The sequence below is a fragment of the Candidatus Methylomirabilota bacterium genome (assembly GCA_035260325.1).
In the GTDB taxonomy this organism is placed as follows: Bacteria; Methylomirabilota; Methylomirabilia; order Rokubacteriales; family CSP1-6; genus AR19.
This window is the reverse complement of the sequence record DATFVL010000250.1, coordinates 1-14545: the sequence shown is the minus strand read 5'-3', so window position 1 is coordinate 14545 and position 14545 is coordinate 1. Positions and strand designations below refer to the sequence as shown.

Annotated in this window: 14 protein-coding genes; all 14 read right to left on the bottom strand. The window is 71.4% G+C overall.

Annotation, left to right across the window (positions count from 1 at the left end; all coding sequences use genetic code 11):
• Positions 1-133 precede the first annotated feature (133 nt).
• Positions 134-448, bottom strand: a complete 315-nt coding sequence (locus tag VKG64_16130; protein HKB26566.1) for a transposase — start codon at positions 446-448, stop codon at positions 134-136.
• 576 nt (positions 449-1024) lie between these two features.
• Entirely contained in the window at positions 1025-2296 is a 1272-nt protein-coding gene (locus VKG64_16125) for a pitrilysin family protein (protein HKB26565.1), read from the bottom strand.
• Between the two features lie 6 nt (positions 2297-2302).
• Positions 2303-4444 (bottom strand): polyribonucleotide nucleotidyltransferase, encoded by a 2142-nt coding sequence (gene pnp, locus VKG64_16120; GenBank protein ID HKB26564.1) that lies wholly within the window; start codon positions 4442-4444, stop codon positions 2303-2305.
• A gap of 70 nt (positions 4445-4514) precedes the next feature.
• Complete coding sequence (gene rpsO / locus VKG64_16115; protein ID HKB26563.1) at positions 4515-4784, bottom strand: 30S ribosomal protein S15; 270 nt, start codon at positions 4782-4784, stop codon at positions 4515-4517.
• Between the two features lie 125 nt (positions 4785-4909).
• The gene (locus VKG64_16110) at positions 4910-5827 is read right to left on the bottom strand and encodes a bifunctional riboflavin kinase/FAD synthetase (protein ID HKB26562.1); all 918 of its coding nucleotides are present in this window, start codon (positions 5825-5827) and stop codon (positions 4910-4912) included.
• Positions 5790-6722, bottom strand: a complete 933-nt coding sequence (gene truB, locus VKG64_16105) for a tRNA pseudouridine(55) synthase TruB (GenBank protein ID HKB26561.1) — start codon at positions 6720-6722, stop codon at positions 5790-5792. Before truB ends, VKG64_16110 begins: the two co-directional genes overlap by 38 nt.
• Positions 6719-7726: a bifunctional oligoribonuclease/PAP phosphatase NrnA gene (locus VKG64_16100; protein ID HKB26560.1), complete on the bottom strand. Its 1008-nt coding sequence runs from the start codon at positions 7724-7726 to the stop codon at positions 6719-6721. Before VKG64_16100 ends, truB begins: the two co-directional genes overlap by 4 nt.
• Positions 7723-8076 carry a 30S ribosome-binding factor RbfA gene (gene rbfA / locus VKG64_16095; protein ID HKB26559.1) on the bottom strand — a complete coding sequence of 118 codons (354 nt, stop codon included), beginning with the start codon at positions 8074-8076 and terminating at the stop codon, positions 7723-7725. The genes VKG64_16100 and rbfA overlap by 4 nt, the downstream gene beginning before the upstream one ends.
• Positions 8076-8366, bottom strand: coding sequence for a DUF503 domain-containing protein (locus VKG64_16090; GenBank protein HKB26558.1), 291 nt, complete (start codon positions 8364-8366; stop codon positions 8076-8078). Before VKG64_16090 ends, rbfA begins: the two co-directional genes overlap by 1 nt.
• Before the next feature lie 25 nt (positions 8367-8391).
• Positions 8392-10875, bottom strand: coding sequence for a translation initiation factor IF-2 (gene infB, locus VKG64_16085; GenBank protein HKB26557.1), 2484 nt, complete (start codon positions 10873-10875; stop codon positions 8392-8394).
• Positions 10876-10900: 25 nt separating this feature from the next.
• The gene (locus VKG64_16080; protein HKB26556.1) at positions 10901-11236 is read right to left on the bottom strand and encodes a YlxR family protein; all 336 of its coding nucleotides are present in this window, start codon (positions 11234-11236) and stop codon (positions 10901-10903) included.
• Positions 11233-12558: a transcription termination factor NusA gene (gene nusA, locus VKG64_16075; protein ID HKB26555.1), complete on the bottom strand. Its 1326-nt coding sequence runs from the start codon at positions 12556-12558 to the stop codon at positions 11233-11235. The genes VKG64_16080 and nusA overlap by 4 nt, the downstream gene beginning before the upstream one ends.
• 24 nt (positions 12559-12582) lie before the next feature.
• Positions 12583-13050 (bottom strand): ribosome maturation factor RimP, encoded by a 468-nt coding sequence (locus VKG64_16070; protein ID HKB26554.1) that lies wholly within the window; start codon positions 13048-13050, stop codon positions 12583-12585.
• 122 nt (positions 13051-13172) lie between these two features.
• A partial coding sequence (proS, locus tag VKG64_16065; GenBank protein HKB26553.1) for a proline--tRNA ligase occupies positions 13173-14545 on the bottom strand: 1373 nt, incomplete at its 5' end.

The window sequence follows — 14545 nt, the reverse complement described above, 5'->3', positions numbered from 1 at the left end:
AGAGCCTAGGAACTTCAAAAGCCCTTTCGCGGCCGCCAACCCGTGCCTCGTGCCCCCCGCCGCGCGCCACGATCGCACCCCCCCGGCGGCCGAAGTCAAGGGCCTCCGGGAGGGCGATGCCCCGTGGCGGTGCTCAGAAGAAGCGGAGCTCCTTCGACAACCCGACCCTCTTGGAGGAAAGCCGAACGCGGTCGGCGCCCGAACGCCGGCGGGAGGCAGACGGCGTCGATCGTGTGAAGACACCGTCGAGCACGATCGAGTGGAGGTGGACGTTTAGATTCAACGAACTTCCGAAGCGCTGGATGACGGTGACCACACCGCATTGACTGTCACGGATCCCTCGGCTCGCTGCCCTTCGCCGCAACCAGCCGAACACGACCCGGATGAAGACCGCCAGCACGTCGCGGCACAGGGTGGCGTCGAAGGCGAGCTGGTACCGCAGGACCACGGGAGCGAGAGGACCCACTGACGCACAGGGACGTCGGGGATCACCCGGTCGACCAGATGTGCGGCCAGTTCCGTCATGCGGCGGCCGCCACAGGAGGGGCAGAATCGGCCTTTGCAACTAAACGCAACCACCATCTCGTCCCCGCACTGCTCGCACCGCACGTGCAGGCAGCCCCGAGAGAGAAGACCGCATCCCAGGTACGCCTCGAACTCCTCCTTCACGAACGCTGGCAGTCTGCCCCCTCGATCGGCTGCCTCGACCTGCGCCAGAAACTCGCCGAAGTACTGCTGGACCACCCGATAGAGAACCGTCGCTTCCGGAATACGCCGGGAGTACGTCCTCGCCGAAGGACACGCCACCGCCACGAGCGCGGTGCGGCGCAGGATGTGTGCCCGGTGACTCGAGCCGGCACCGTCGTCGAACCGGCCGGCACTTGGGGCGACCCACGTGTCGGCGGTGCCCTCACCGCCGCCCCGCTGACAGGGCGGGTGCCCAGCGGTTTGGCAGTGCCTCGGCGTCAGCGGGGCCGACGCGAGCTGGGGGGTTTGGGGGGCCATCTCGGGGCCCCCCGAGACATCAGTGCCGCAACAGCTCGCGCGGCAGGTTGCGGCGGTCGAGCGGTCCGAGGGTCGTGAGGGCGAGGCGGTCCTCGTCGAGGAGCTCGGCGATCAGCGCCTGCACCTCCTCGTGGCGGACCGCGTCGATCGCGGCGAGCATCTGGTCCATCGTCAGGAACGTGCCGTGGTGCATCTCGTGCTTCGCCAGCCGGTTCATCCGGCTCGACGTGGACTCGAGCGAGAGCATGAGGCTGCCCTTGAGGTGGTCCTTGGCCCGCCTGAGCTCCTCGTCCGTGACGCCGTGCTTCTTGAGGTCACGGAGCTCCTTCAGCGTGGACTTGAGCACCTTGGAGAAGTTCGGCGGGTCGGTCGCGGCGTAGACGTAGAGCGTGCCCGTGTCGGCGTACGCCTGGACGCCCGAGTGGATGGAGTAGACGAGCCCCTGGCGCTCGCGTACCTCCTGGAAGAGGCGCGAGGACATGCTGCCGCCGATCACGTCGTTCAGCAGGAAGAGCGCGTACCGCTCGGGCGCCGAGTGGTGGAGCCCGGGGAAGCCCAGGATGACGTGGACCTGCTCGAGCGTCTTCTGCACGATGTTCACGCTCGGCTTGAGCGTCGCCGGCGTGTTGGTGCGGGCGGCGGGCGCCCGCCGGAAGCCGTCGAAGTGGGCGCCGAAGAGCTCGACGACCCGCTCGTGGGTGGCGTTGCCGGCGACCGCGATCATGATGCGCGGCGGCACGTACTCCTCGCCGAAGTGGGAAAGGACGATCTCGCGGCCGTAGCCGTTCACCGCGTCGCGCGTGCCCAGGATCGGGCGCCCCAGCGGGTGGCCCTCCCAGATCTGGGCGGCGAAGAGATCGTGGATCAGGTCGTCGGGGGTGTCCTCCACCATCTTGATCTCCTGCAGGACCACCGACTTCTCACGCTCGAGCTCCTCGGCGTTGAAGACGGGGTGCAGCAGGATGTCGGTGAGGAGGTCCACGGCGAGCGGCAGGTGCTCGTCGAGCACCTGCACGTAGAAGCACGTGTGCTCCTTGGTCGTGAAGGCGTCCATCTGCCCGCCGACCGAGTCCATCGTGCGGGCGATCTGCTCGGCCGTGCGGGTCGCCGTGCCCTTGAAGACCAGGTGCTCGATCAGGTGGGACATCCCGATGCGGCTCTCAGGCTCGTGGCGGGAGCCGGTCTCGACCCAGACGCCCACCGCGACCGACCGGACGTGGTCCATCCGCTCGGTGACGACACGCGTGCCGTTCGAGAGGACGCTCTTCCGGTAGCCCTCGGTCACGGGCACCGCCTTTCAGGCGCGCGGGGGATTCGCCGCCTGGGGATTCTTCAGCTTTTCCTTGTCCGCGAGCGCCGGCTGCTCGCGCAGCGCCATCTTGCGGCTGAGCCGCATCTTGCCGTTGCCGTCGATCTCGATCACCTTGACGAGGACCTCGTCGCCCTCCGTCAGCACGTCCTGGACGGAGCGGATGCGTGACTCGGCGATCTGCGAGATGTGGAGCAGCCCCTCGGTGTTCGGGATGACCTCGACGAAGGCGCCGAACTCGACGATCTTCTTCACCTTGCCGAGGTAGATCCGGTCGAGCTCGACCTCGCGACAGATGTCCTGGATGATCGCGACCGCCTTCTGCACCGACTCGCTGTCGGGCGAGAAGACGGTGACCCGGCCGTCGTCCTCGACGTCGATCTTGGTGCCGGTCTGCTCCTGGATGCCGCGGATCACCTTGCCGCCTGGGCCGATGATCTCGCGGATCTTCTCCGTGCGGATCTTGATCGTGACGAAGCGCGGCGCGTACGGACTGAGCTCCGGGCGCGGCTTCTCGAGCGCCTCGCGCATCTTGCCGAGGACGATCAGCCGCGCCTCGCGCGCCTGCTTGAGCGCCTCGCGCATGATGTCGATCGACACGCCCGCGATCTTGATGTCCATCTGGAGCGCCGCGATGCCCTTCTCGGTCCCGGCGACCTTGAAGTCCATGTCGCCGTAGTGGTCCTCGCTGCCCATGATGTCGGTCAGGATCCCGTAGCGGTCGCCCTCCTTGACGAGCCCCATCGCGATGCCGGCGACGTGCGACTTGATGGGTGCGCCCGCGTCCATGAGCGCGAGCGAGGCGCCGCACACGGTGGCCATGGACGACGAGCCGTTCGACTCGAGGATGTCCGAGACCACGCGGATCGTGTACGGGAACTCCTCCTTCGGCGGCAGCACCGCCTCGACCGCGCGCTCGGCGAGGGCGCCGTGGCCGATGTCCCGGCGGGAGGGCCCGCCGAAGCGCCGGACCTCGCCGACGGAGAACGACGGAAAGTTGTAGTGCAGCATGAAGTGGCGCCAGGTCTCGCCCTCGAGCGCCTCGATCTTCTGCTCGTCCGACTTGGTGCCGAGCGTGGCGGACACGAGCGCCTGGGTCTCGCCGCGCGTGAAGAGCGCCGACCCGTGGGCCCGCGGCAGGTACGCCAGCTCGATCGAGATCGGCCGGATCTCGTTGACCTTCCGGCCGTCCACGCGGACCCCCCGCTCGACGATCAGCCGGCGGACCTCCGCGCTCTCGACCTCCTCGAACGCCTTGCGCGCGATGGGCTTCTTGGACTCGTCGACGCCGAGCGCCGCCCACACCTCGTCGAACACGCGGCCGACCGACCCGGCGCGCGCCTGCTTCTCGTGGGTCGCGAGCGCCGCGGCGAGCTTGGGCGCGGCGAGACCCTTCACGCGCGCCTCGAGCTCGCGGTCACGGCCCGCCGCGGGATCGAACAGCCAGCGGGGCTTCGCCGCCTTCGCCGCCAGCTCCTTCTGGACCCGCACGAGCTTCTTGCACTCCGCGTGGCCGAAGGCGATCGCCTCGAGCATCGTCTCCTCGGGCACCTCCTTGGCGCCCGCCTCGACCATGAGGACCGCCTCCTCGGTGCCCGCGATGACGAGCTCGAGGCTCGACGCGGCCTGCTGGTCGTTCGTGGGATTCGCCACGAGCTTCCCGTCCACGAGGCCGACGCGCACGGCGCCGACCGGCCCGTCGAACGGGATGCCGGACAGGCAGAGGGCGGCCGAGGCGCCGTTCATGGCGAGGATGTCGGGGTCGTTCTGCGGATCGGCCGAGATCGTCAGACAGATCACCTGGATCTCGTTGCGAAAGCCGTCGGGGAAGAGCGGGCGGATCGGCCGGTCGATGAGGCGGGCGGTGAGCGTCTCCTTCTTGACCGGCGCGCCCTCGCGCTTGAAGTACCCGCCGGGGATCCGGCCTCCGGCGTACATGCGCTCGCGGTACTCGACCGTGAGGGGGAAGAAGTCCTGCGACTCTTTGCCGCTCTTGGCGGCCACGCACGTGGCGAGCACCATCGTGCCCCCGTAGCGCACCACGACCGCCCCGTCCGCCTGCTTCGCGACCTTGCCAGTTTCGATGGAGAACGGCAAGCCATTGATCTCGAGCTGTACGGTGTGACTCATCGTGACGATTGTCCTCGGGCCCCCGGAGTCTTCGCGTCCGAGGACCAATCCATGTGGCGTGACGCCACGGTCACCTGCGGATTCCGAGCTTGTCGATGACGGCGCGGTAGCGCTCGGCGTCCTTGCTCTTGAGGTACTCGAGAAGGCCCCGGCGCTTGCCGATGAGCATCAGGAGACCCCGTCGGGAGTGGTGATCCTTGGTGTGCTGCTTGAAGTGATCGGTGAGGCCGTTGATGCGCTCGGTGAGGAGCGCGATCTGCACCTCGGGCGACCCCGTATCGCCTTCGTGGACGCGGAACTGCTCGATCAAGCTCTTCTTCTTGTCGACGGTCAGTGGCATGCGACGCTCCTCCAATCGCCACGCCCCGGGGAGTCAGCCTCCACCAGAACGGGTTCCCAAAATGCCTTTTATTGCCAACAGATACGTAAGGTATCACGGGGTCCGCCGGAAGTAAAGCGAAGCCCTCAGATCCCCTCGCGGGCGGCGGCGACGTCCTGCGCGATCTGGCGCCGGAGCGACTCGACGTCGGGGAACTTTCGCTCCTCGCGGAGACGCCGCAGGAACGCCAGTCGGAGCCGCCGGCCATAGAGATCGCCCGAGAAATCGAGAAGATGTGCCTCCACGAGGAGCTCGGTCTCGCCGAAGGTGGGACGCACGCCGACGTTGACCACGGCGGGGTAGCGGTCAGGGCCCAAGAGCGCCTGGCAAGCGTAGACGCCGGGCGGGAGCGGCAGCGGGCGACCGGTCCTCACGTTCGCCGTGGGAAAGCCGAGGGTGCGGCCCCGACCGGCCCCGCGCACGACCTCACCCTCCGCCGAGTACGGCCGCCCGAGCAGCCGCGCCGCACGCTCGAGGTCGCCGGCCTGGAGGGCGGCGCGGACCTCCGAGGAGGACACCGCGGTCCCCTCGACCTCGAGGGGCGCGACCACATGGGCGCGGAAGCCCAGCCGGGGCGCGAGCGCCTCGAGCAGCGCCGCGGTCCCGCGCGCGCCGCGCCCGAAGCGGTGGTTGAAGCCGACCACGACGTCGCGCGCCTTGAGCCGCTCCACGAGCACGTCCCGCACGAACGCCTCGGGCTCCACGGCCGCGACCTCGCGGGTGAAGGCGACGACGACGGCCGCGTCGACGCCCGTCTCCGCGATGAGGGCGAGCCGGTCCGGGAGCGGCGTCAGCGGGACCGGCGCGCGCGCCGGCTGGAGGACCTCGAGCGGGTGCGGGTCGAACGTGCAGGCGAGCGCCACGAGCCCGTGCCGCCGCGCCTCCGCGACCGCGGCGGCGAGGATGGCGCGATGGCCGAGGTGAACGCCGTCGAAGACGCCGAGCGCGACGGCGCTCTCGCGGGCGTCAGGCGGGTAGGACTCGAGTCCCCGGACGATCCGCATGCAGAATCCGAACCGGTCTCACCTGCCGTCCGGCGGCCGCGAGGGCGCCTACGCCGATCAAGGCGCCGGTGCGGTCGTGGACGCGCACGAAACGATCCTCCGTCGCGAGGGACGGGGCGGCCGCGACCGCCTGCCCGTGAGTGAACGCCGTCGCCGCCGGCTCGTCGAGGGTGACGGCGGTCCAGTCGGCGAGCGCGGCCTCGGGCGGCTCGACGCGCGCCCAGAGCGCCTCACGCTCGCCGCTCGCGAGATCGGCCCACGCGACGGCGGCGGCGAGCGTGAAGGGGCCGACGCGCGCGCGCACCAGGCGCTCCACGGCGGCGCCGCAGCCGAGCGCCGCGCCGAGGTCGGCGGCGAGGACGCGCACGTAGGTCCCCTTGCCGCAGACGACCCGAAGCGTGGCGCACGGCGGCGCCACCGCCTCCACGGCGATCGAGCGGACGAACACTGGGCGCGGCTCGCGCGCCACGTCGATGCCCCGGCGGGCCAGCTCGTAGAGCCGCCGCCCCCCGTGGTGGACCGCCGAGTACATCGGCGGGACCTGCCCGATGCGCCCCACGAACGGCCGACACGCGGCCTCGAGCTCCGCCCGCTCGAGCCGCGGGACCGGCGCCTCCGCGCGCACGCGGCCGCCGACGTCGTGTGTGTCGGTCGTCAGCCCGAAGCGGACGGTCACGGCGTATTCCTTTTCCTGATCCGTGAGGTAGGACATGAGCTTCGTCGCCTCGCCGAGGAGGATCGGCAGCACGCCGGTCGCCGCGGGGTCCAGCGTGCCCGCGTGGCCGACGCGGTGGAGACCGAGCCGCCGGCGGGCCAGCGCGACGGCATCGAACGACGTCGCGCCGGCCCCCTTGTCCACGACGAGGACGCCGGCGCCGCCGGGCTGGACGCTCACCGCGCGGCGGCCTTGCCCGGCGGGGCGAGCGCCGCGCGCACCGCCGTGAGCACGGCGCGCTGGGCGTCGGCGAGCGGCCCCGGCACCGTGCAGCCGGCCGCGTTGCGGTGGCCGCCGCCGCCGAACTGCGCCGCGATCCGCTGGACGTCCACGTCGCCCTTGCCGCGGAGGCTCACCTTCACGTCCCCGCCGAGCTCGCGGAAGAGGCACGCGACGCGCACCGTCGCGATCGAGCGCGGGTAGTTCACGAGCTCCTCGGCCTGGACGAACGTCTCCGGCACCGCGTCGGCCGGCAGCGCGAGCCAGGCGAGCCGGCCGCCGTCGGAGACCTCGACGCGTGCCAGCGATTCGCCGAGCCAGCGGAGCGCGTCGGGCGCCCGGCGCTCGTAGAGGCTCGACGCGACGAACGCGGGGTCGGCACCCGCGGCGACGAGGGCGGCCGCGATCCGGAACGTGCGCGCCGTCACGTTGGAGTAGCGGAAGGAGCCCGTGTCCGTGTGGATGGCGGTGAAGAGGTTCGTGGCGATCGCGGGCGTCAGCGGCGCGCCCAGGGTGTCGAGGAGCTCGTAGACCATCTCGCCCGTGGCCGCGGCCTCCACGTCGAGCCAGTTCACGTCGGCGTAGCGGCGGTTGTCCGGGTGGTGGTCGATGTTCACGGTGAGGCGCGCGGCCCGGCGCGCCTGGTCGATGAGCCCCTCGGTGCGCTCGGCGTTCGGGCAGTCGGTGAGCACCGCGACGTCGAAGGGGCCGCCCACCTCGCCGAGGCGCCGGTAGCGCTCGATCCCGGGCAGAAAGCCGAGGGCGCCCGGTGCCGGGTGCGGGCCGCCGTACGCGACGCTCCAGCCGCGGCCCTCGAGGGCGAGGCCGAGCGCCAGGAGCGTGCCGAGCACGTCCGCGTCGGGATGGACGTGCCCGAGCATGAGCGCCCGCCCGCCGTCCTTGCGGAAGGGCGCGAGCACCGCCTCCGAGGGCGCGCGCCCCCGGTGCTCGACCGCGGCGCTCACGACGCGGGCCCGGTGTCGAGGCCGCGCAGCAGGGCCTGGATCCGCGCCGCGTGCTCCATCGAGTGGTCGGCGCGGAAGTCGAGCTCGGGCGTGACGCGGAGGTCGAGGTGGTGCCTGAGCCAGTTACGGATGAAGCCGCGGGCGCTCGCGAGCGCGGTGAGCGAGGCCGCCCACTGGGCCTCGTCGCCGAGCACCGAGACGAAGACCTTCGCGCGCGCGAGGTCCTTCGCCGTGTCCACCCCGGTGACGCTGACGAAGCCGAGCCGCGGGTCCTTGAGCTCCCGCTGGAGCAGCGTGGAGATCTCCTCCTTGATGAGCTGGTTGACGCGGTCGAGCCGCTTGCCCTGCATCAGAGGATCTCCACGAAGGTCTCGAGGACGCGGCCCTCGACGTTGTTCTCGATGTAGTCCATCGCCTTGGACACGACTTCGTTGGCGTGCCGGGCGTCGGCCGAGACGTAGGCGACCGCCAGCGTCGCGCGCTGCCAGCTGTCCTGGTGGTCCACCTCGGCGACGGACACCTCGAAGCGGGCGCGCACCTTCTCCTTGAGGCCCTTCAGGACGTGCCGCTTGCCCTTGAGCGAGCCCACGTCCGGGAGGTGCAACTCCACCATGCCCAGCGCGACGCGCGCCGTTGCCACGGCAGCCTCCGGTGCGCACGCCCCGCTAGAGCGTGCGCGCCACTTCCTCGACCGTGTAGGCCTCGAGGATGTCGCCCGGTTGGATCCCGCTGACGCCGTCCACGCCGATCCCGCACTCGAGCCCGGCGAGCACCTCGCGGACGTCGTCCTTGAACCGCTTGAGCGAGCCGACCGTGCCCGTCCCCACCACCTCGTCGCCGCGGCGCACCCGCATCTTCGCCCCGCGGGTGACCTTGCCCTCGGCGACGTACGAGCCGCAGATCGGGCCGAGCTTGGAGATCACGAAGATCTGGCGCACCTGCGCCTTGCCGAGCGCGGTCTCACGGATCTCGGGCGCGAGCATGCCGGCTAGCGCCGCCTTCATCTCGTTGATCGCCTCGTAGATGACGTTGTACGTCCGGACGTCCACGCCGTTGGCCTGCGCCTGCGTGGCCGCCTTCGGCTCGGGCTTCACGTTGAAGCCGATGACGACCGCGTTCGACGCCGAGGCGAGCATGACGTCGCTCTCGTTGATCGCGCCGACCGAGCCGTGGATGACCTTCAGCTTGACCTCGTCGGTCGACAGGCGCTCGAGCGCCTCGGCCAGCGCCTCGACGGAGCCCTGCACGTCGGCCTTGAGGATCAGGCGGAGCTCCTTCACCTCGCCCGTCTGGATCTGCTTCTGGAGCCCCTCGAGCGTGATCCGCGTCGACGCCTTGCCCTTCGCCTTCTCGCGGTCCTGGCGCATGGTCGCGATCTGCCGCGCCTTGCGCTCGTCGGAGACCGCCACGAGGACGTCGCCCGCCGAGGGCACGCCGGAGAGGCCCTGGATCTCGACCGCGTCCGACGGGCCCGCGCTCTTGACCTTCTTGCCGTTCGGGTCGATGAGGGAGCGGATCCGCCCCGAGTGGGCCCCGACGACGACCGCGTCACCCTCCTTGAGCGTCCCGTTCTGGATGAGCACCGTCGCGACCGGACCGCGGCCCCGATCGAGGCGGCTCTCGATGATCACGCCCTTGGCCGCGCGGGTCGGGTTCGCCTTGAGCTCGAGGATCTCCGACTGGAGCGCGGTCATCTCGAGGAGCTGGTCGATGCCGGTCCCCTTCTTCGCAGACGTCGGCACGTAGATCGTCTGACCGCCCCAGTCCTCGGGGACGAGCGCGTGGTTGGCCAGCTCGCGCTTGACGCGCTCGAGGTCGGCCTCGGGCTTGTCCATCTTGTTCACGGCGACGAGGATCGGCACGTTGGCCGCCCGCGCGTGGTTGATCGCCTCCACGGTCTGGGGCATGACGCCGTCGTCGGCGGCGACGACGAGGATGACGATGTCGGTCGCCTGGGCGCCCCGGGCGCGCATCGCCGTGAACGCCTCGTGGCCCGGCGTGTCGAGGAACGTGACCCGCCCGTGCCGGGTCTCGACCTGGTAGGCGCCGATGTGCTGCGTGATCCCGCCGAACTCCTTCTCGGCGACCCGCGATTTGCGGATCGCGTCGAGCAGCGACGTCTTGCCGTGGTCGACGTGGCCCATGACCGTGACGACCGGCGGGCGGAGCTTGAGCTGCGCCGGGTCGGAGTCTTCCTCGTCGAGCACCTCACCCTCGACCGACCGGATCTCGACGTCGACGTTGAACTTGTCGGCGACGAGCTTCGCCGCGGTCGGATCGAGCAGCTCGTTCAGCGTCGCCATCACGCCGAGCTCGAGCAGCGCCTTGATCACCTCACCCGACTTGCGCCGCATCTTCTCGGCGAGCTCGCCGACGGTGACCGACTCGGGCACGCGGATGAGCTCGCGCTTGACCTCGGCCGGCGGTTCGGGCGGGGCCTCGACGGCAGTGGCGGCGGCCGCGGAGCGCGCCGCCGCTGCGGCCGCCGCGGGCGGCTCGCGCCGTGCGGGCGCGGGAGGCGCCGCCGGACGCGGCGGCCCCGTGCTGACGCGCGGGGGCGCGAAGGGACCCGCGGGCTGCCGGGACGGCCGCGACGGAGGCGCCGGCGCCGCACGCTCGAGCGGCCGGAACGGCACGATCTTGGGCTCGGGCTTCTTGACCGACGGCGCGGCGGGCGCCAGCGCCGCGGCGGCCGCGGGCCTCACGGGCGCCTGCGGCTCGGCGACCGGCGCGATGGGCGGGGGCTCGGGAGCGATTTCGAGCTCGCGCTTGACCACCAGCGGCGGCTCGGGCGCGATCTCGGTGGCCGCCGCGGCGGGCTTCGACTTGACGATCGTCGCCGCCGGCTTGACCTCCACGGGCGTTTCCTCGGGCAGGACCTCGACCGTCGCCTTCCCCCGCACCGTCCGCGTCTTGGCCGGAGCGCCGTCGGTCGCCGCCGCGGCTTCCTTCGGCACCTTGGGCTTGGCCACACGCTTGGGCTTCGGCTCCTCGGGGAGCTCGCGCCCCTTGCCGAGCTTGAGCCTGAGCGCGTTGGCCAGCGTCGACTCGAGGGGGCTCATGGCGCGGACGCCCTTGTGACCCATCTCCTCGGCCGCGACCATCAGCTCCTTGCTAGTCACGCCGAGCTCCTTCGCGAGCTCCATCATCTTGATCTTTGCCGCCACGGCTCCCTCACCTCCCCCGGACGATCTCGACGGCTCGCCCCGTCTCTTCAACGCTCGCCTCGGACGGCGGGGCCCCGGCCCCGCGACGTCCTGCGGCCCGCACCGCCTCGAAGATATCCCCGTGCGCTTCACACGGCTTCCCGAACGCGTGGCTCAGCCGGCGCCGCTCGACCGCGCGCGCGAGACACGCCTCGTCCGCGCACACCCACGCGCCGCGGCCCGCCGTCGTGCCCAGCGGATCCACCACGACGACACCGTTCGCGCCGCGCACCAGACGCACGAGCGCGCGCCTCGGCAGGACGCGACGGCAGCCGAGACAAGTGCGGCCAGGCTCACGCGTCATGACGAGACCGCCGGCTCCCCGGGCGCAGCGCCGGCGTCGGGCGCCGGCGCCTGTCGCCTGACCCACTCCTCGGCCGCGGCGTGGATCTGGCCCGCGCGCTCGCCGACCTCCGGGATCGCTGCGAGCCGCTCAGGCCCGGCCTTCGCGACGGCCCTCGGCGACCCGAGGCCGGCGGCGTGGAGCGCCGCCGCGAGCTCGGGCGTCATCCCGGCGAGCGCCTCGAGCGCGGCGCGGTCCGCGGCCGCGTCGCTCGCGGACGCCCGCTCGGCCTCGACCTCCCCCTCGCTCTTGATGTCGATGCGCATGCCCGTGAGCTTCGCGGCGAGCCGCGCGTTCTGCCCCTTCTTGCCGATCGCGAGCGAGAGCTGGTTGTCGGGCACGATGATCAGCGCCGAGGGCTGCCCGTCCGGCGCGCCCGGCTCGGTGATCGTCACCGACGACACCCTGGCCGGCGACAACGCCCGCGCGACGAACGTGGCGGGGTCATGCGACCACTCGATGATGTCGATCTTCTCGCCGCGGAGCTCGCGGCTGATCACCTGGATCCGGGTGCCGCGCAGGCCGACGCACGCGCCGATCGGGTCCACGTCGCGCTTGGTCGAGGCGACCGCCACCTTCGCGCGCTCGCCCGCCTCCCGCGCCGTCGCCTTCACGAGGACGATCCCCTCCTGGACCTCGGGGATCTCCGTCTCGAAGAGGCGAGCGAGGTACCCCGGATGCGTGCGCGAGAGCGAGATCTGCGGCCCCTTCGCGGTCCGCCGCACCTCGAGCACGTAGGCGCGGATCCGGTCGCCCGGGTTGTAGCGCTCGCCCGGGATCTGCTCGCGCTCCGGCAGGATCGCCTCCGCCTTGCCGATCTCGAGGATCACGTTGCGCTTCTCGATGCGGTGGACTACGCCGCGCAGGATCTGCCCCTCCTTGCCGGCGAACTCGGAGTAGATCCCCTCGCGCTCGGCGTCCCGCACCTTCTGGAGGATCACCTGCTTGGCCGTCTGGGCGGCGATCCGTCCGAACTCCTGCGGCGGCCGCTCCTGCTCGAGCTCCAGCTCGTCGTCGAGCTCGGCCTCCTTGTTCAGGGCCTTGGCGTCCTCCAGGCTGATCTCCAGCTTGTCGTCGGTGACCTCGGCGACGACCTTCTTGCGGCAGTACACGCGGAGGTCGCCGCTCTTCCGGTCGATGTGCATCCGGATGTTCTCGGCCGGGCCGAGCGTCTTGCGCGACGCCGAGAGGAGGGCAGACTCCAGCGCCTCGAAGAGGATCTCCTTGTCGATCCCCTTCTCACGCCCGATCTGCTCGATGACATTGATCAACTCTCGGTTCATGATGCCCGGCACCTATCCGGGATTCTACGCCTTGCGGGACCAGGGAACCTCCGCCTCCAGGCGAGCCTTCGAGACGCTCGCGCGCGCCAGCTCGACCCGCGCCCCGTCGCGCTCGAGGACGAGCCGGTCGGCGAGGACCGCGTCGAGCCGACCGCGCACCTCTGCGCCGCCCGCGAGCCAGCACGTCACGCGCTTGCCGACCGCCCAGCGGAACTCGCGGTCCTTCCGGAGTTGCCGCTCGAGTCCCGGAGAGGACACTTCGAGGTCGTACGCGCCTTCGATGAGCGCGGCCGCGTCGAGCACGTCGCCGATCTCCCGGCTCGCCAACACGCAATCGCGGATCCCCACGCCACCCGGCTTGTCCACGTACAGGCGCAGGATCCCGCGCGGCCTCAGGGGACGCCACTCCAGATCGACCAGCTCGAGCCCGTGGTCGCGAAGAACGGGGGTGACCGCCTCCTCGATCTGGCCGGCCCGCTCCGCATCATCCATTGGGCTTTTCCCCTTGCCCGTGGGCAAAACTAAAAAAAGCGGGCAACGCCCACTTTTTCAAGAATTTAGCACGTATCGGGGGCCGTGGCAAGGCTGAGCGCGCCGGCGGGCGCGCGGGGAGGCTACGTCGGGCTCTCCTCTTTCTGGAAGGCACGGACGGCGGCGACGACCTCCCCCTTGCCGACGCGGCGCTCCCGGCGCGTGCGGCGGCTCCGGACCTCGACGACGCCCTCTTTCACGAAGGAGTTGCCGACGGTGACGCGGACGGGGATCCCGAGGAGGTCGGCGTCCTTGAACTTGACGCCCGGGCGCTCGTCGCGGTCGTCGAGAATGACCTCGAGCCCCTGCCGCCCGCACTCCTCGTAGATCTCCTCGGCCGCCGTGACCTGGGCGGCGTCCTTCACCGACACGGGGACGATGTAGACGTGGAACGGGGCGATGGACCACGGCCAGACGATCCCGTCCGCGTCGGCGAGCTGCTCGATCGCCGCCGCGGCGATGCGCGCGGGGCCGATGCCGTAGCTGCCCATCACGATCGGCTGCTCGCGCCCGGCCTCGTCGAGGTACTTGGCGCCGAGCGCCTCGGAGAACTTGGTGCCGAGCTTGAAGATGTTCCCGACCTCGATGACGCGCTCCACCCCGAGCGGGGCGCCGCACTGCGGGCAGGCCTCGCCGGCGAGCGCTGTGTGCAGGTCGGCGAAGCGGCACTCGAAGTCGCGGCCCGGGGTCACCCCGCGCACGTGGAAGCCTTCACGGTTGGCGCCGACGACGTAGGTCCCCTGGCGCAGCGCCTCGTCGGCGATGACGGGCACCCGGACGCCCAGCGGCCCCACCGAGCCGGGGGGCGCGCCGAGGTGCTGGCGGACCTCGTCCGGATGCGCCGGACGGCACTCCTCGCCGACCGCGCGCAGCAGCTTGCGCTCGTGCAGGCTGTGGTCGCCGCGCACGAGCACGAGCACGGGCCCGGACCGCGGCGCCACGTAGAGGAGCGACTTGAGCGTCAGCCGCGGATCGATCGCGAGGAAGGCGGCGACCTCGGCGATGGTCCTGGCACCCGGCGTGGCGACCTCCTCCCGCCGCCACGCGGGGAACGCGGGCGCGGTCGGCACCGAGCGCGCCAGCTCGACGTTGGCGGCATACCCGCACGCGGCGCACATCGCGATCTCGTCCTCGCCGGCCGCGCTCGGGGCCATGAACTCGTGGGCGCCGTGGCCGCCCATCATCCCGGTGTCCGACTGCACGACGTGGAAGCGGAGCCCGCAGCGCTCGAAGATCCGCCGGTAGGCGGCCTCGTGGGCCGCGTACGAGCGGTCGAGGGCGGCGGCGTCGGGGTCCAGCGTGTAGGAGTCCTTCATGACGAACTCGCGCGTCCGCAGGACGCCCGAGCGCGGCCGCGCCTCGTCGCGCTCCTTGGTCTGGATCTGGTACCAGATCTGCGGCAGGTCCCGGTAGGAGCGGATCTCGCGCGCCGCCAGCCACGCGATGACCTCCTCGT